Origin of the sequence: Micromonospora echinofusca, from assembly GCF_900091445.1 — a bacterium.
GTDB lineage: Bacteria > Actinomycetota > Actinomycetes > Mycobacteriales > Micromonosporaceae > Micromonospora > Micromonospora echinofusca.
Genome location: NZ_LT607733.1, coordinates 4656339 through 4672430 on the forward strand (window position 1 = coordinate 4656339; position 16092 = coordinate 4672430).

The following is a 16092-nucleotide window of genomic DNA, read 5'->3' on the forward strand; positions in this document are numbered from 1 at the left end:
CCATCGTGCCGAGCGGCTCGACGTGGTCGATCTCCAGCCGCTTGACGTCGCCGGCCGAGCGGCCGGGCTTGGCGAAGCTCGCCTCGAGCTTGACCATCTTCTCCGCGCCCACGAACCCGATGTGCGTGGCGAAGAGGTCGCGGTCGCCGTCGTTCTGGATCCGGACCGACCAGCAGTCCTTGCGGTCCGGGCGCGGGTCCGCCTTGCGCCCCACGCGGGAGAAGATCCCGAACCGCAGCAGCAGGCTCTGCACGCCACGGATCAGCTTCTCCGAGATCATGTCCGCCGCGACGAGCGTCGAGTGCTCGCGCGCCGAGACGTAGCCCTCGGCCTGGAAGATGCTGCGCAGGTACGCCGCGACGACCGGCAGCGGCGCGGTGAAGAGCCGCTGCGGCACCTCCATGTCGACGCCGCGCGTCAGCAGGTCCCACTTCTCCACAAACGGACGCAGGTGCTCGCCGTAGAGTCGGGTACGCCGGCAGTCCAACTCGTCGCTCTGCGTCGTCACCGCGCGCTCGTGCCGGTGCGCGGTGCCGAAGACCTCGTCGAGCGCGACGGTGACCCAGTCCGACTCGTCGTCGTTGACCGTCATCGCCTCGATCGTCAGGGACCGGTTCGTGCCCTGGTCGTATTGGCCCACGAACCCGTCGGACTGCAACCAGCCGGCGAGGGCGGCCTCGCGGATGTCCCGCAGGTCGATCTCGCTCTCGCCGAAGGCGTACGTGCGGTGCCACTCGAGCTGGTCGCCAACCTGGAGGGTGCCGGCCTCGACCCAGCTGCCCGTGCCCTGGCCCGTGCTCTTCCACACCACGTGGTCCGGCGTGACGTCGAGCTGGTAGCCGGCCTTGGTGTGCAGCCGGATGACCTCACGCACCCCGTTGGCCTTGACGGCGACGATGCTGGTCAGGCCGCCGTTGCCGTCGTACACCTTGGTGCCGACGGCGTTCTCCTCGACCAGCTTGCCGATCGGCACCAGGCCGGCGGGCGTGCTGACCAGCGAGTCGTACGGCAGGCAGGCGCTGACCTGCTGCGGCGAGGGCGTGCCGACGTTGAACCAGACCGGCGAGTTGAAGCTGAACACCTGGTGCAGCAGCATCCAGGTCAGCTCGTGGGCGAAGACCTCGGCGTCGGCCGGGCCGGCGAAGTAGCCGTACTCCTCACCCGCGGTGCGGTAGGTGGTGACCACCCGGTCGATGAGCTGCCGCAGCGACCACTCCCGCTCGGGGGTGCCGACGGCGCCCCGGAAGTACTTGGTGGTCACGATGTTCGCCGCGTTGACGCTCCACGACTCGGGGAACTCGACGCCACGCTGCTCGAAGTTGACCGAGCCGTCCCGCCAGTTCGTCATGACGATGTCGCGACGCTCCCAGGCGACCTCGTCGTAGGGGTGCACCCCCTCGGTGGTCCAGACCCGCTCGATCTTGAGTCCCGCGCCGGCCTTGTTCCGTGCCCTGCTGGTTGTCACACCGTCCCCCGACATCTCATCCGCCCCCTCGTCCGCACGGCCACCCGCCGCCCGATCCGACTTGTCGTCATCTGCAAAGAAAAAATCAACTGGTACGGCCGGCGGCCTCGGCCGCCTCGGCCCCGGCGCCCTCCCGGGCGCGCGCGGCGGCCCGCAGCGTCTCGATCTCCCGCTCGAAGTCGGCGAGCGAGTCGAACGACCGGTAGACGCTGGCGAACCGCATGTAGGCCACCTCGTCCAGGTCCCGCAGCGGGCCCAGGATGGCCAGCCCCACCTCGTGGCTGGGGATCTCGGCGGCCCCCTTGGCCCGGACGGTCTCCTCGACCTTCTGCGCGAGCAGCGCGATCGAGTCGTCGTCCACGGGCCGGCCCTGGCACGCCTTGCGCACCCCGCCGACGATCTTCGTACGGCTGAACGGCTCGGTGACCCCGCTGCGCTTGACGACCGCGAGGACCGCCTCCTCCACCGTGGTGAACCGCTTGCCGCACTCCGGGCAGGACCGCCGCCGGCGGATCAACTGGCCGTCGTCGGCCTCCCGCGAGTCGACGACCCGGGAGTCTGCGTGCCGGCAGTACGGACACCGCATCGCACCCGACCTCCTTCGTCGATCGCGGGCCCGCCGACCGCTTCCCGGGCACGCGTGAGCGCGACGGAGCCATCTGTCGATGGTCTTCGCCGTGTCGACGGTGCCGGAGTGCGGTGGGTAGTCGAACCCAACCTGTAGGCGACTTACGCCCGTGTGACTACTACATCTAGGGGTCGACCGTAGGCCGCTGCGGATCGGAGGTCAAGTTGGCCGGCGTGTCCGGCGCGTCACCCGGACTGCGTGGCCGACCAGCACGCCGCCCGCCCCAGGACCAACCGTGCGGCGCTCCCGGGAGTTACCGGTCCGACCGTCGCGAAACGGCCGACGATCGGACGAAAGTCGAACACCCGTTCGATCCGACGTACCATTTATCAGAACACGAGTACGAGCGGACCGGTTTTTCACACCGACACGCCGAGCAAGGTCGTACAGATGTTTGAAAATGACCGATCTCACCTATACGGTCTTGAACAACCGGGCGCGGAATCCTCCGTCCACCGGTCACCTCGCACCACCGCACGCACCAGCATCACCGCACACCAGCACCCCGCACGCACCACGAGCCGCCAAGGCACCCAGCGCCGACCAGGGAGGACGGACGTGACCGAGGATCGGGCCAGCCGGCCGAAGAGCCCGCAGCAGATCACCGAGGCGGGACCGCCGGCCACCCGACGCCGGGGCGCCGCGCGCAGCCGGACCGGGCAGCCCGCCGTGCGCGCGGTCACCCCGGTGGTCAGTGCCTTCCCCGACCCCGCGACGGTGGATCTCACCGCCCGGCAGCGCCGGATCCTGGAGTTCATCCGCAGCTGGGTCGAGCGGCACGGCTACCCGCCGAGCGTGCGCGAGATCGGCGAGGCCGTCGGCTTGGTCTCGCCGTCCAGCGTCGCCTACCAGCTCAAGGAGCTGGAGAAGAAGGGCTTCCTGCGCCGCGACCCCAACCGGCCGCGCGCCGTGGACGTCCGGGCGCCCGCCGAGGTCGACGACGAGCTGGCCCGCTCGCAGCGTCCCACCCCGGCCTACGTGCCGATGCTGGGCCGGATCGCGGCTGGTGGCCCGATCCTGGCCGAGCAGGCCGTGGAGGACATCTTCCCCCTCCCCCGCGAGCTGGTGGGTGAGGGGGAGGTCTTCATGCTCCAGGTCAAGGGCGACTCGATGCTGGACGCGGCGATCTGCGACGGCGACTGGGTCGTGGTCCGGCAGCAGCCGACCGCCGAGGCCGGCGACATCGTCGCCGCCATGCTCGACGGCGAGGCGACCGTGAAGACCTACCGCCGCCGCGACGGGCACGTCTGGCTCATGCCGCAGAACCCGGCCTTCGACCCGATCCCCGGCGACGACGCCACGATCATGGGCCGGGTCGTCGCGGTGCTGCGCCGCATCTGATCCGCCACCGCGTCGGGTGACCGCCGTCGGCGGTCACCCGACGGTCCCTGACCGCCGACGGTCCCTGACCGCCGACGGTCCCTCAGGACCGTCGGTCCAGCGGAGTTCAGTAGCGATCGCCCCGGTAGCCCCGGCCGCCTCCGGGCACGTGCCCGTAGCCGCGACCGTCCTCGGGGCCGTCGTCGCGCCGGCGGAGCGGCCGCTCACGGGGATCCGGCTCGCCGCCCCGACGCGGCGGCTCCGCCCGGCCACCGCCGTAGACACCAGCGCCCGGCTGGCCCCCGCCACCGTAGACACCGCCACCTGGGCGACCGCCCCCCTGGCGTCCGCCGCCGCTACCGCCACCCTGCCGGTCACCGCCGCCCTGTCGGTCACCCACGCCACCGCCCTGGCGTCCGCCGCCCTGGCGGCGACCACCGGGTGGCGGCCCGCCCAGGCCGGGCGGCGGCCCGTCGACGGGCGGACGACCGCCGCCGTAGACACCGCCGCCGGCAGCCGGACGGGCTCCGCCGTAGACGCCGCCACCAGCCGGACGGGCACCGCCGTGCCCCCCGCCGCCGGCCGGCGGACGGCCGCCGCGCCCACCGGCAGGGCCGCCGTAGACCGCCCCCGCCGGCGCACCGCCGTAGACGCCGCGCCCCCGGTCGCCCGGCGCGACGAAGTCGTCGTCCGCCAGAGCACGCCGGTCGTCGCCGAGGGCGTCGTCGCGGTCCGGACCGTCGTCGCCGCGGACGGGCGCCGGCCTGCGCCGGGCCCGGAGGATGCCGAAGACACCGGCCGCCACCATCAGCGCGCCGATCACCCCCACTGCCGCGATCAGGTACGTGATGTCGCTCAGGCTCAGGCCGTCGACCCACGACTGGCCGGCCTTCTTCGGCGTCTCACCCCCGCCGGCCACCGGCTTCGCGCCCTCCGTGGAGGGGCTGTAGCCGAGGATGTCGATCGGGGCGTCCTCGTCGAGCTGACCGCCGTCGGAGACGGTGAGGAAGGTCTTGCCGTCGGGGCTGTAGGTGATCGCCTCACCGAACGGGTCGGCGAGCGCCGTCACCCGGGGCTTGCCGCCGGTGAGGGCGGCCAGCACGTTGCCGTCGGTGACGTCGTACTCGAAGGCGTCGGCGTAGGTGCGCACCACGACCCGGGAGCCGTCCGGTGAGCGGGCCGCACCCGTGATCGCCACGCGGCCGGGGGCGCCGAGCCGGTTGTCCGTGTCGGTCTCCGGCAGGCTGATCTCGCCGACCTTCTTCATCGGTACGGCCGGGGTGTCCCCGCTCTTCATCTTCTCGGCGGGGGTGAAGATCTGGGCCTTGCCGGACATCACCTTGGTGATGATCAACGGGTTGCCGTCGTCGCCGATCAGCAGCGCCTCGGCGTCGTGCGGCTTGCCCTCCGGGTAGGAGAGGCGGTGCAGCACCGGCCGCTTCGACCCGTTGACCGGCATGCTCCACAGCGCCACCCGCTCGCGACGCTGTCGGCTGGTGACGTTGTCACCGGTGTCGGCGATCCAGACCGTCGTGCCGTCCGGGGAGAGCGCCAGGTCCTCGGTGTCGAACGGCCCCTCACCCGAGTAGCGGACCGGCTCCTTCGAGATCCCGCACTTGGCGTCGAGGAAGAAGACCCGCTTGCGGCTCTCCACCTCGGTGCCGTCGTTGATCACGATGTAGCCGCTCTTGGTGGCCACCAGGCCCGACAGCTCCCGCAGCCGCTCGTCGGTGACCGTGCACCGCTTCTTGCCGGGAGCGGCCGCGAGCGGGGACGCGGCCGAGGCCGGTGCCGCAGCCAGGGCGACTCCGGTACACGCCACGGTCGCCCCCAGCAAGCCGAGGACGACCGTGACCGAAGAAACAGCGCGGCGCATTCAGTCAGTGTCGCACGCCGGGAGTTTCCGGCGCGTGACGCCGGGAGCCGTCACCGCGCGCCCGCGACCGCCGGATCCTCCTCCGCCCGGAACGGCGCCAACTCGGCAGCGAGCGCCTCGCCGACCCGGACGTGCACCAGGGTGCCCTCCGGCAGGTGGGAGGTGCTCAGCACCTCGCCCTGACGGTGCACCCGGGCCACCAGGTCGCCCCGGTCGTACGGCAGCACCGCGCGGACCTCCACGGCCGGGCGGGGCAGCCGCGCCTCGACGGCCTCGCGCAGCCCGTCGATCCCGCGACCCGAGTGCGCGGAGACGAAGACCGCCTCCGGCCAGAGCCGCTTGAGCCGCAGCAGCGTCTCCTCGTCGGCCGCGTCGGTCTTGTTGACCACCAGCAGCTCGGGCAGCCGGTCGGCGCCCACCTCGGCGAGCACCTCGTGGACCGCCCGGACCTGCTCCTCCGGGTCCGGGTGGGTGCCGTCGACGACGTGCACCACCAGGTCGGCCTCGGCGACCTCCTCCAGGGTCGAGCGGAACGCCTCGACGATCTGGTGGGGCAGGTGCCGGACGAACCCGACCGTGTCGGAGAGGGTGTAGAGCCGTCCGTCGGCCGTGGTGGCCTTGCGGGTGGTCGGGTCGAGGGTGGCGAAGAGCGCGTTCTCCACCAGCACGCCCGCCCCGGTCAGCCGGTTGAGCAGGCTCGACTTGCCGGCGTTGGTGTAGCCGGCGATGGCCACGGCCGGCACGGCGTTGCGGGAACGCCGGGCGCGCTTGGTCTGGCGTACCGTCTTCATGCCCTTGATCTCCCGGCGCAGCCGGGCGATGCGGTGGCGGATCCGGCGCCGGTCGGTCTCCAGCTTCGTCTCACCGGGGCCGCGCAGACCCACGCCGCCGCCGGCGCCTCCGCCGCGACCGCTACCACCGGTCTGCCGCGAGAGGGTCTCACCCCAACCGCGCAGGCGCGGCAGCAGGTATTCGAGCTGGGCGAGCTCGACCTGCGCCTTGCCCTCCTTGCTCTTGGCATGCTGGGCGAAGATGTCGAGGATCAGCGCGGTGCGGTCGACCACCTTGACCTTGGTGCGCTGCTCCAGGTTGCGCAGCTGCGACGGCGACAGCTCACCGTCGCAGATCACCGTGTCGGCGCCGGTGGAGAGCACCACCGAGCCGAGGTCGTCGACCTTGCCCCGGCCGACGTAGGTGGCGGGGTCCGGGCGGTTGCGCCGCTGGATCAGCCCTTCGAGCACCTGCGAGCCGGCGGTCTCCGCCAGCGCGGCCAGCTCGGTGAGGGAGTTCTCGGCGTCGCTCTGCGAGCCCTCGGTCCAGACGCCGACGAGGACCACGCGCTCCAGGCGCAGCTGGCGGTATTCGACCTCGGTGATGTCCGCGAGCTCGGTGGAGAGGCCGGGGACCCGCCGCAGCGCCTGCCGCTCCGACAGCTCGAACTCACCGGTGGTGGTGTCGAGCTCGTCGTCCTCGTAGGGAAGTAGGGTCTCCTGGTTGTGCAAGCCGGTCTCCTGTCCGTTCTGTCACGTACCGAGCAATCCTGACATGTGCCAACGCGGAACGCACCCGCTATATGCCCGCTCGAACGGGCCACAAAAGTGGGGGCGGATGCCGGAGGGGCCCGCCGGGGCGAGTAGAAATGCGGGGCGAGCCGTTCAGCGTCGACGGAGGGATCCCGTGGCCATCACCCGACTTCCAAGTGCCGGATTCTCGATCACGATTCGGATCGCCGTGCCGGCGGACGCGTCCTCGATCGGCCGGCTGACCACCTCCGTGGGTGAGGCCGGGGCGATCGTCACCGCGCTCGACGTGGTGGACTCCGACCCGACCCACGTGCTCGTCGACCTGACCTGCGACACCGCCGACGCCAGCCACGCCGACCAGGTGGTCGACGCGTTGACCGCGCTGGACGGCGTGGACGTGCGCAAGGTGTCCGACCGGACCTTCCTGCTGCACCTCGGCGGCAAGATCGAGGTCAGCTCGAAGGTCGCGCTGCGCAACCGTGACGAGCTGTCCCGGGCGTACACCCCGGGGGTGGCGCGGGTCTGCATGGCGATCGCGGAGAACCCGGCCGACGCCCGCCGGCTGACCATAAAGCGCAACACCGTCGCCGTGGTCAGCGACGGCTCCGCCGTGCTGGGCCTGGGCAACCTCGGGCCGGCGGCGTCGCTGCCCGTGATGGAGGGCAAGGCGGCGCTGTTCAAGCGCTTCGGTGGGGTGGACGCCTGGCCGGTCGTGCTCGACACCCAGGACACCGACGAGATCGTGCAGATCGTCAAGGCCATCGCCCCGGCGTACGGCGGGATCAACCTGGAGGACATCGCGGCGCCGCGCTGCTTCGAGATCGAGGCGCGGCTGCGCGAGGCGCTGGACATCCCGGTGTTCCACGACGACCAGCACGGCACCGCGATCTGCGTGCTGGCCGCGCTGACCAACGCGCTGCGCGTCGTGGGCAAGCAGCTCGCGGACGTCCGGGTCGTGGTCTCGGGCGCGGGCGCGGCCGGCACCGCGATCATGAAGCTGCTGCTGCGCCAGGGCGTCGGCGACATCATCGCGTACGACCGCCAGGGCGCCCTGCACCGCGGCCAGAGCGGGCTCAACCCGGCGTGGCAGTGGCTGGCCGAGAACACCAACAAGGAGAACTACTCCGGCGACCTGGCCGGGGCGGTACGCGGCGCGGACGTCTTCATCGGGGTCAGCGCGCCGAACCTGCTCACCGGCGACGACATCGCCACGATGGCCAAGGACTCGATCGTCTTCGCGCTGGCCAACCCGGACCCGGAGGTCGACCCGCGGGAGGCGCGCAAGTACGCCGCCGTGGTCGCCACCGGCCGCTCCGACCAGCCGAACCAGATCAACAACGTGCTCGCCTTCCCGGGCGTCTTCCGCGGCATGCTGGACGCGCACGCCGAGGAGTTCACCGAGGAGATGGCGATCGCGGCGGCCCGGGCCATCGCGGACGTGGTCGGCGAAGACAAGATCAACCCGACGGTGATCGTGCCCAGCGTCTTCGACTCCCGGGTCTCCCCGGCGGTCGCCGCTGCGGTCCGCGCCGCCGCCCAGAACCCGGCCCCGGCCCCCGCCGCCGACCCGGGCCCCGCCGACCTCCCCGAGATCGCCGCCGAAGCCAGCGCCACCCCCTGACGGACGACCGGGTCAGAGCCGGGCGGGGTGGGTCAGGGGGTCGTCAGGGTGGTGGGGTCCAGGGTGCCGGTGGCCACCAGGGTGGCCGGGCCGGCCAGCCAGCAGGAGTCCTCCGTCACCGTGACCGAGAGGCGTCCGCCCGGGACGTCCACCGCCAGTACGCCGGTGTCCCGCCCGGCGTCGCGCAGGGCCACCGCGGCCACCGCGCAGGCGCCCGTACCGCAGGAGAGGGTCTCGGCGGAGCCGCGCTCGTACACGCGCATGAGCACGTGACCGTCGGTGTCGTCGACGGGCTCGCCGGGCGCCGTGAACTCTACGTTCACCCCGGCGGGGAAGACCGTCGCGTCGACCTCGGGGGCCCGGGTGAGGTCGAGCGCGGTCAGTTCCAGCCCGGCCGGCAGCGCGCAGACCAGGTGCGGGTTGCCCACGTCCACCGCCGTACCGGGCAGCGTCAGCCCGCCGAGGGTGGCCGTCGCCGTGTCGTACAGCCGGGGGCGGGCCATCTCGACGGCGATGGCGTCGGCCGTGACCAGCGCGCGCACGACGCCGGCCCGGGTGGCCACGGGCAGCGCCCCCTCCGCCGGCTCGGCCAGCCCGGAGGCGACCAGGTAGCGGACGAAGACCCGGGCGCCGTTGCCGCACATCTCCGCGAACGACCCGTCGGCGTTCCAGTAGTCCATGAACCACTCGGCCTCGCCCGCCGTCGCGGCGCCCTCCGGGTGCGCGGCCGCCCGGACCACCCGCAGCACGCCGTCACCGCCCAGCCCGCGCCGGCGGTCGCAGAGGGCCGCGACAAGCCCGGGTGTCAGGTCGAGCCGGTTGTCCGGATCGGGAAGGATGACGAAGTCGTTGCCGGTGCCGTGGCCCTTGGTGAACTGCACGCCCCCATCATTGCGCAGGAGCGGGCAGCAGGCGCAGGGCGGCGGGGACCAGGTCCGGCGCGGCGGAGTCCAGCCAGTGGATCCGCGGGTCGCGGCGGAACCAGGAGCGCTGCCGTCGCACGAAGCGCCGGGTGGCCCGCACGGTCTCGTCGTGCGCCTCGGCCTCCGTCAGCTCCCCGGTGAGGAGACGCAGCACCTGCTGGTAGCCGAGCGCACGGCTGGCCGTACGCCCCGCCGGCAGGCCCCGCCCGACGAGGTCCCGGGTCTCGGCGACCAGCCCGTCGGCCCACATCCGGTCCACCCGCAGGGCGATCCGCTCGTCCAGCAGCGCGGTGTCCAGGTCCACCCCGAGCTGCACGGACGGGTAGTACGGGGTCGGTTCGGGCAGCGCGGCCGTGAACGGCGCCCCGGTCAGCTCGATGACCTCCAGGGCCCGCACGATCCGCCGCCCGTTGCCGGGCAGGATCCCCGTCGCGGCGGCCGGGTCGGCCTCGCGCAGCCGGGCGTACAGGGGCGCGGGGCCGGCCTCGGCGAGTTCCCGTTCCAGCCGCTCGCGCACCGCCGGGTCGGTGGCGGGGAACTCGAAGCGCTCCAGCACCGCACGCACGTAGAGCCCGGAGCCGCCGACCAGCAGCGGCACCCGGCCCCGGGCCAGGACGTCGTCGACGGCGGCGCGGGCCAGCCGCTGGTACTCCGCGACGCTCGCCGGCTCGGTGACGTCCCAGATGTCCAGCAGGTGGTGCGGCACCCCCTCGCGCTCGGCCGGGGTGAGTTTGGCGGTGCCGATGTCCATGCCCCGGTAGAGCTGCATCGAGTCGGCGTTGACGACCTCGCCGTCGAGGGCGTGCGCGAGCGCGATGCTCAGCGCCGACTTGCCGGCCGCCGTCGGCCCGACCACGGCGACGACCGTCCCGGCGGGCGGGCGGGCGGTCACGCCGGCGCCCAGGAGGAGACGAGGTAGGCGACGCCGTAGGGCGCCGAGTAGTGGCGCAGCTCGCCGCGCCAGTCGCCGCCGGTCGCGCGGACCGCGCCGGCCAGCACCTGCCAGGGCGCGCGCCCGGCGACCTTCAGCTGCGCCGACAGGGCCGGGTCAAGGTCGAGCAGGGCCTCGGCGTCCGCGTCGGCCAGGGCGCGGGCGACCCCGTCGTCGTACGCCTCGGCACGCGGGTCGTCGTAGCCGGGCGACTTCGGGCCCCGGCAGGCCGACCCGTCCCCCGTCACCAGCAGCGCGGTGCGCGGCTCCGTCGCCGCGCCGAGCGCCGCACCAAGCTCGGCGCACTGCGCCGGAGAGGCGTCGGCCGCGACGGACCGGGCCAGCCGGGGCGTCTCGGTGCGGGAGCGCCCGAGCAGCCACGCGCCGATGGTCAGGCTCAGCGGCAGCCGCTCGCCGCCGGCGCAGTTCACCTTCCACAGCCGCACCTGCCGGTCGAGGCCGTACGACCGCAGCGAGCCGTGGTCGGCCGCGTTGAAGCGGGTGGTCTCCGGCCCGCCGCCGACGAGGACGACCACCTCGGGCTCGGCGGCGAGCAGCCCGGCGACCGCGGCGTCGCAGGCGGCACGGAGCTCGTCCAGCTCGGGCGCGGCGGCGCCGGCCAGCTCGGGGACGATCAGCGGCGGATGGGGGCAGACGGCGGCGGCGACCAGGGGCACCAGGCAACGGTATCGGCACGACGGCGCCCACCACCCCGCACCCGCCCCGGGAACGCCCGGCACGTCGCAAACGCCGCATGGCGGATTGCGACACTCCCCCCAGGGAGCCCGTCCGCGGGCGGTAGGACACCGTATGGTCACGGTCGGCGATAGGCGCTCGACGGGAACGGGGTCGCACCTGTGACAATGCCGGGGGAAACTTTGCTGCGCCGTGGCGGCGATCGCGGGACTGCTCCCCGACGCCGGGAGAACGAGGATGGGCACATGAGCGACTGGACTGCCTTCGGACGGGTGGACGCGGACGGCACCGTGTACGTCAAGACCGCCGACGGCGAGCGGGTGGTCGGATCCTGGCAGGCGGGAGCGCCCGAGGAGGGGCTGGCCCACTTCGCCCGCCGCTTCGACGACCTGGTGACCGAGGTCAACCTGACGGAGGCCCGGCTCAACTCGGGTGCCGCGGACGCCGGCCATTCACTGACCACCATCCGGCGGATCCGCGCGTCGCTGGCCGAGGCGCACGTCGTCGGCGACATCGACGCGCTGGCGGCCCGGCTGGACCGGCTCGCCACGGTCGCCGAGGAGAAGGCCGGCGAGGCCAAGGCCGCCCGGGAGGCCGCCCGTGGCGAGGCGCTCGCGCGCAAGCAGGCCCTCGTGGAGGAGGCGGAGAAGCTCGCCGCCGAGTCGACCGGCTGGAAGACCGCCGGGGACCGGCTCAAGGAGATCCTCGACGAGTGGAAGACCATCCGCGGGGTCGACAAGAAGACCGACGGCGAGCTGTGGAAGCGCTTCGCCGCCGCGCGGGACGGCTTCACCCGCCGCCGGGGCGCCCACTTCGCCTCCCTCGATGCGCAGCGCAAGCAGGCGCAGACGGTCAAGGAGGAGCTGGTCGCCGAGGCCGAGAAGCTCAAGGACTCCACCGACTGGGCGGCCACCGCCAACCAGCTCAAGGAACTGATGAACCAGTGGAAGGCCGCTCCGCGGGCCTCCAAGGAGGCGGAGCAGAAGCTCTGGGAACGGTTCCGGGGCGCGCAGGACGAGTTCTTCACCCGGCGCAGCGAGGTCTTCTCCGCCCGCGACAACGAGCAGCGCGGCAACCTGGAGCGCAAGCAGGCGCTGCTCGCCGAGGCCGAGGCGCTGGACGTCGACGGCGACCCGAAGGGCGCGCAGGCCAAGCTGCGCGAGATCCAGGCCCAGTGGCACGAGGCCGGTCGGGTGCCCCGCGAGGCGGCGGCCGGGCTGGAGCGCCGGCTGCGCGCGGTCGACGAGAAGGTCCGCGAGGTGATGGACTCCGCGTGGCGCCGCACCACCAAGGAGGACAACCCCCTGCTCGCCCAGATGCGGGCGCAGGTCGCCGAGGCCGAGGATCGGCTGGCCCGGGCCCAGGCGGCCGGGGACGCCCGGCGGGTCAGGGAGGCCGAGCAGGCGCTGGCCTCGAAGCGGCAGTTCCTCCAGCTCGCCGAGCAGGCCGGCTGAGCCGCACGTCGGCTGGCGATAGCCGGCATCGCGCCCCGGTCGCCCGGCGAGCGCCGCGCACCGAGTTGCCACGGAAGCCCCGGTCCAGCACGGACCGGGGCTTCCGCCTGTCCGGCCCACCGCCCGGGCAGGAGGGTGCGGCCACGGTGATCGCCCGTCCGCCCGGGGACGGGGCGGTTGACGCATCGAGGCAGGCTGATCAGAATGAGCGGCGGAGCCAGGTCCGGCACCGGCGCGAGGGCGCCGACGGCGCACGTCAGGTCGTCGGGGGACGCCGGTGGTCCCGCGAGCGGCCGCATCCCACGTGCCACGTCCCGTCGCGCGCTGTCCGCGTACCGCTGAGGGCAGCCCGACGGGCGTCGCCCGGTTCCCGCCCGCGCCGCCCAGGCGGCGGCGGGCAGTTCGAAGTGGAGCTCGCATGCACCGACGCAGCGCCCTCGGCGGCGCGATCACCGCGCTCGCCACCGCCGCGGCCGGCGTCCTCGTCGCCGCCGCCGTCAGCACCGCCCCGGCCGTCGCCGCCCCCGCCGGCACCGGCACCGGCTACCTGCACACCAACGGCAACAGGATCGTCGACAGCACCGGCGCGACGGTACGCATCACCGGCATCAACTGGTTCGGCATGGAGACCGACAACAAGACCTTCCACGGGCTGTGGTCCACCAACCCGTGGCGGGGCCAGATCGACAAGATGGCCAGCCTCGGCTACAACACGCTGCGCGTGCCGTACTCGAACGACGCGTTGAAGCCGGGCGCCACGGCCAGCGGCATCAACGACTTCGTCAACCCGGACCTGGTCGGGCTATCCCCGTTGCAGATCCTCGACAAGGTCATCGGGTACGCCGGCGGCAAGGGGATGCGGGTCATCCTGGACCGGCACCGGCCGACGTCGGCCGGCCAGTCCCCGCTGTGGTACACCCCGACGGTCTCCGAGGCGACCTGGATCGACGACTGGAAGATGCTCGCCCAGCGGTACGCGGGCAACACCACCGTGATCGGGGCGGACCTGCACAACGAGCCGCACGCCGAGGGGACGAACCCGGCGGCCACCGGCGCGTGCTGGGGCTGCGGCGATCCGGCCCGGGACTGGCGGCTGGCCGCCGAGCGGGCCGGCAACGCGATCCTGTCGGTGCAGCCGAACTGGCTGATCTTCGTGGAGGGGGTGAGCTGCCCCAGCGGCGGCCTCTCCAACGTCTGGGACAACGACCCGAGCAACGACGAGGACTGCGGCTGGTGGGGCGGCAACCTGACGAAGGCCAAGGACTTCCCGGTCCGGCTCGACGTGCCGAACCGGCTGGTCTACTCGCCGCACGAGTACGCCACCTCGGTCTTCGAGCAGAACTGGTTCAAGTCCCCCGACTTCCCGGACAACCTGCCGGGCATCTGGGACAAGTACTGGGGTTACCTGCACAAGCAGAACATCGCGCCGATCATGATGGGCGAGTTCGGCAGCACCCTGGCCGATCCCCGGGACCGGGTGTGGCTGGAGAAGCTGATGGCCTACACCGACACCGGCCTCGACGGGATGTCGTTCACGTACTGGTCGTGGAACCCGAACTCGGGTGACACCGGCGGCATCGCGCTCGACGACTGGACCAGCATCAACACCACCAAGCAGGCGATCCTCCAGCCGTACCTGATCCCGCCGGTCGGCGGCGGGGGCGACCCGACGCCGACCCCGACGGCGACGCCGACCCCGACGCCGACGCCGACGCCGACCTCGACGCCGTCGCCGACCGGGGGCTGCACGGCCGCGTACCGGCAGGTCAACGCGTGGCAGGGCGGCTTCCAGGGCGAGCTGACGGTGACGAACACCGGCACCGCGACGGTCGACCCGTGGCAGGTCACCTGGAGTTGGCCGGCCGGGGTGAGCCTGGCCAGCGGCTGGAACGCCACGGTGACCCAGTCCGGCACCACGGTGACGGCGGCGGCCCCGACCTGGGCGGGGGCGCTGGCACCGGGCGCCTCGGTGACCGTCGGCTTCACCGCCGACGGCTCGGCCGCCGCGCCCGGCACGGTCAAGCTCAACGGCGCCGCCTGCTGATTCCACCTCCGGTCGCCCCGACGGCGGCCGCTGACGCTCCGGCCGGGGCCCGCGCGGGCGGGTCCCGGCCGGTCGCGGGTCAGTGCGCGGCGCAGCCCGTCGTCGGCGCGGGCGCCGCGGCCGGCGCGCCGATCGTCGGCAGCCCGAGCAGCACCCCCGGCGTACGCGGGGCGCGTCCCGCCTCGGCCGCGTCGCCGGCCCGGGTGCGCCGGTGCGACAGCAACTCGCCGTCGGCGTTGAGGTGGTGCGGGGCGGCGTAGGTGACGGTGGTGTGCACGACGTCGCCGGGACGGATCAGCCCCGCGTCGCCGGGCTGGCCGGTCGCGAAGTGGACCAGGCGGCCGTCGCGGGCGCGGCCGGACATCCGGCCCGTGCGCTCGTCCTTGCGCCCCTCGCCGACGGCGACCAGCACCTCGACGGTCTCCCCCACCAACTTCTTGTTCTCCGCCCAGGTGATCTCCTCGACGCAGGCGATCAGCCGCTCGTAGCGCTCCTGCACGACCTGCTTGGGCAGCTGGCCGTCCATGGTGGCGGCCGGCGTGCCGGGGCGCTTGGAGTACTGGAAGGTGAACGCCGACGAGAACCGGGCCTCGCGGACCACGTCGAGGGTGCGCTCGAAGTCGGCCTCGGTCTCGCCGGGGAAGCCGACGATGATGTCGGTGGTGATCGCCGCGTCCGGCATCGCCGCCCGCACCTTGGAGATGATGCCCAGGTAGCGCTCGGCCCGGTAGGAGCGGCGCATGGCCCGCAGCACGTCGTCGCTGCCGGACTGCAACGGCATGTGCAGCGAGTGGCAGACGTTGGGCGTCTCGGCCATCGCGGCGATCACGTCGTCGGTGAAGTCCTTCGGGTGCGGGCTGGTGAAGCGCACCCGCTCCAGCCCCTCGACGTCGCCGCAGGCGCGCAGCAGCTTGCCGAAGGCCAGCCGGTCGCCGAACTCGACGCCGTAGGAGTTGACGTTCTGCCCGAGCAGGGTCACCTCCAGCACGCCCTCGTCGACGAGCGCGCGAACCTCGGAGAGGATGTCGCCGGGGCGGCGGTCCTTCTCCTTGCCCCGCAGGGAGGGCACGATGCAGAACGTGCAGGTGTTGTTGCAGCCGACGGAGATCGACACCCAGCCCGCGTACGTGGACTCACGCCGGGTGGGCAGCGTCGAGGGGAAGACGTCGAGGGACTCGAGGATCTCCACCTCGGCCGCCGCGTTGTGCCGGGCCCGCTCCAGCAGCACCGGCAGCGACCCGATGTTGTGCGTGCCGAACACCACGTCGACCCAGGGCGCCTTGCGGACGATCTCGCCCCGGTCCTTCTGGGCGAGACAGCCGCCCACCGCGATCTGCATCTGCGGGTGCCGGGCCTTGACGGGGCGCAGGTGACCGAGGTTGCCGTAGAGCCGGTTGTCGGCGTTCTCCCGGACGGCGCAGGTGTTGAACACCACCACGTCCGGGTTGTCGTCGGCCTCGGTGGCGCGCACGTAGCCCGCGCCCTCCAGCAGGCCGGAAATGCGCTCGGAGTCGTGCACGTTCATCTGGCAGCCGTAGGTGCGCACCTGATAGGTGCGCGGGCTGCTCGCCGCTGCGGTAGTCATGACCCCGACAGCGTATCCGCCGCCCG

At 73.0% G+C, this 16092-nt stretch carries 11 protein-coding genes and 2 pseudogenes; 4 read left to right on the forward strand and 9 right to left on the reverse strand.

Annotated features, from left to right (window positions below; translation table 11 throughout):
* Nucleotides 1-127: 127 nt before the first annotated feature.
* The 3 genes and pseudogenes from GA0070610_RS31795 to nrdR all read right to left on the reverse strand — a co-directional run.
* A pseudogene (locus GA0070610_RS31795) lies at nt 128-1012 on the reverse strand (LAGLIDADG family homing endonuclease); the annotation flags it as partial.
* Nucleotides 1013-1480: pseudogene (locus GA0070610_RS31800) on the reverse strand (vitamin B12-dependent ribonucleotide reductase); the annotation flags it as partial. It lies immediately after the preceding pseudogene.
* A 70-nt stretch (nt 1481-1550) separates the two neighbouring features.
* Nucleotides 1551-2051 carry a transcriptional regulator NrdR gene (gene nrdR / locus GA0070610_RS19800; protein ID WP_089001414.1) on the reverse strand — a complete coding sequence of 167 codons (501 nt, stop codon included), beginning with the start codon at nt 2049-2051 and terminating at the stop codon, nt 1551-1553.
* A gap of 600 nt (nt 2052-2651) precedes the next feature.
* On the opposite strand from nrdR, the gene lexA reads away from it, so the two are divergent.
* Nucleotides 2652-3434, forward strand: a complete 783-nt coding sequence (gene lexA, locus GA0070610_RS19805; RefSeq protein ID WP_089001415.1) for a transcriptional repressor LexA — start codon at nt 2652-2654, stop codon at nt 3432-3434.
* 106 nt (nt 3435-3540) lie between these two features.
* Here lexA and GA0070610_RS19810 read toward each other — a convergent pair whose 3' ends face one another.
* Nucleotides 3541-5289 (reverse strand): hypothetical protein, encoded by a 1749-nt coding sequence (locus GA0070610_RS19810; protein WP_089001416.1) that lies wholly within the window; start codon nt 5287-5289, stop codon nt 3541-3543.
* Nucleotides 5290-5339: 50 nt separating this feature from the next.
* On the reverse strand, nt 5340-6791 hold the full coding sequence (gene hflX, locus GA0070610_RS19815; RefSeq protein WP_089001417.1) for a GTPase HflX: 1452 nt from the start codon (nt 6789-6791) through the stop codon (nt 5340-5342).
* Nucleotides 6792-6966: 175 nt separating this feature from the next.
* Between hflX and GA0070610_RS19820 the strand changes: the two genes are divergently transcribed.
* Nucleotides 6967-8433 (forward strand): NAD-dependent malic enzyme, encoded by a 1467-nt coding sequence (locus tag GA0070610_RS19820; protein ID WP_089001418.1) that lies wholly within the window; start codon nt 6967-6969, stop codon nt 8431-8433.
* Between the two features lie 32 nt (nt 8434-8465).
* Here GA0070610_RS19820 and dapF read toward each other — a convergent pair whose 3' ends face one another.
* Genes dapF through GA0070610_RS19835 form a run of 3 tightly spaced genes read right to left on the reverse strand, consistent with a single transcriptional unit; the run spans nt 8466 to nt 10964 of the window.
* On the reverse strand, nt 8466-9314 hold the full coding sequence (dapF, locus tag GA0070610_RS19825) for a diaminopimelate epimerase (protein WP_089001419.1): 849 nt from the start codon (nt 9312-9314) through the stop codon (nt 8466-8468).
* Nucleotides 9315-9321: 7 nt separating this feature from the next.
* Nucleotides 9322-10248 (reverse strand): tRNA (adenosine(37)-N6)-dimethylallyltransferase MiaA, encoded by a 927-nt coding sequence (miaA, locus tag GA0070610_RS19830; RefSeq protein ID WP_157747189.1) that lies wholly within the window; start codon nt 10246-10248, stop codon nt 9322-9324.
* Nucleotides 10245-10964: a class III extradiol ring-cleavage dioxygenase family protein gene (locus GA0070610_RS19835; RefSeq protein WP_089001421.1), complete on the reverse strand. Its 720-nt coding sequence runs from the start codon at nt 10962-10964 to the stop codon at nt 10245-10247. Before GA0070610_RS19835 ends, miaA begins: the two co-directional genes overlap by 4 nt.
* A gap of 264 nt (nt 10965-11228) precedes the next feature.
* Between GA0070610_RS19835 and GA0070610_RS19840 the strand changes: the two genes are divergently transcribed.
* Nucleotides 11229-12437 (forward strand): DUF349 domain-containing protein, encoded by a 1209-nt coding sequence (locus tag GA0070610_RS19840; protein WP_089001422.1) that lies wholly within the window; start codon nt 11229-11231, stop codon nt 12435-12437.
* A 418-nt stretch (nt 12438-12855) separates the two neighbouring features.
* Nucleotides 12856-14481, forward strand: coding sequence for a cellulase family glycosylhydrolase (locus GA0070610_RS19845; RefSeq protein WP_089001423.1), 1626 nt, complete (start codon nt 12856-12858; stop codon nt 14479-14481).
* A 79-nt stretch (nt 14482-14560) separates the two neighbouring features.
* Here the strand turns inward: GA0070610_RS19845 and miaB are convergent, their stop codons facing one another.
* Nucleotides 14561-16066 carry a tRNA (N6-isopentenyl adenosine(37)-C2)-methylthiotransferase MiaB gene (gene miaB / locus GA0070610_RS19850; protein WP_089001424.1) on the reverse strand — a complete coding sequence of 502 codons (1506 nt, stop codon included), beginning with the start codon at nt 16064-16066 and terminating at the stop codon, nt 14561-14563.
* Nucleotides 16067-16092 lie beyond the last annotated feature (26 nt).

What these genes read in the sequence shown, in the direction of transcription:
- GA0070610_RS19845 (WP_089001423.1), top strand. Translation starts at nt 12,856, where the DNA reads ATGCACCGACGCAGCGCCCTCGGCGGCGCGATCACCGCGCTCGCCACC.
- nrdR (WP_089001414.1), bottom strand. Translation starts at nt 2,051, where the DNA reads ATGCGGTGTCCGTACTGCCGGCACGCAGACTCCCGGGTCGTCGACTCG.
- GA0070610_RS19840 (WP_089001422.1), top strand. Translation starts at nt 11,229, where the DNA reads ATGAGCGACTGGACTGCCTTCGGACGGGTGGACGCGGACGGCACCGTG.
- GA0070610_RS19810 (WP_089001416.1), bottom strand. Translation starts at nt 5,289, where the DNA reads ATGCGCCGCGCTGTTTCTTCGGTCACGGTCGTCCTCGGCTTGCTGGGG.
- miaB (WP_089001424.1), bottom strand. Translation starts at nt 16,066, where the DNA reads ATGACTACCGCAGCGGCGAGCAGCCCGCGCACCTATCAGGTGCGCACC.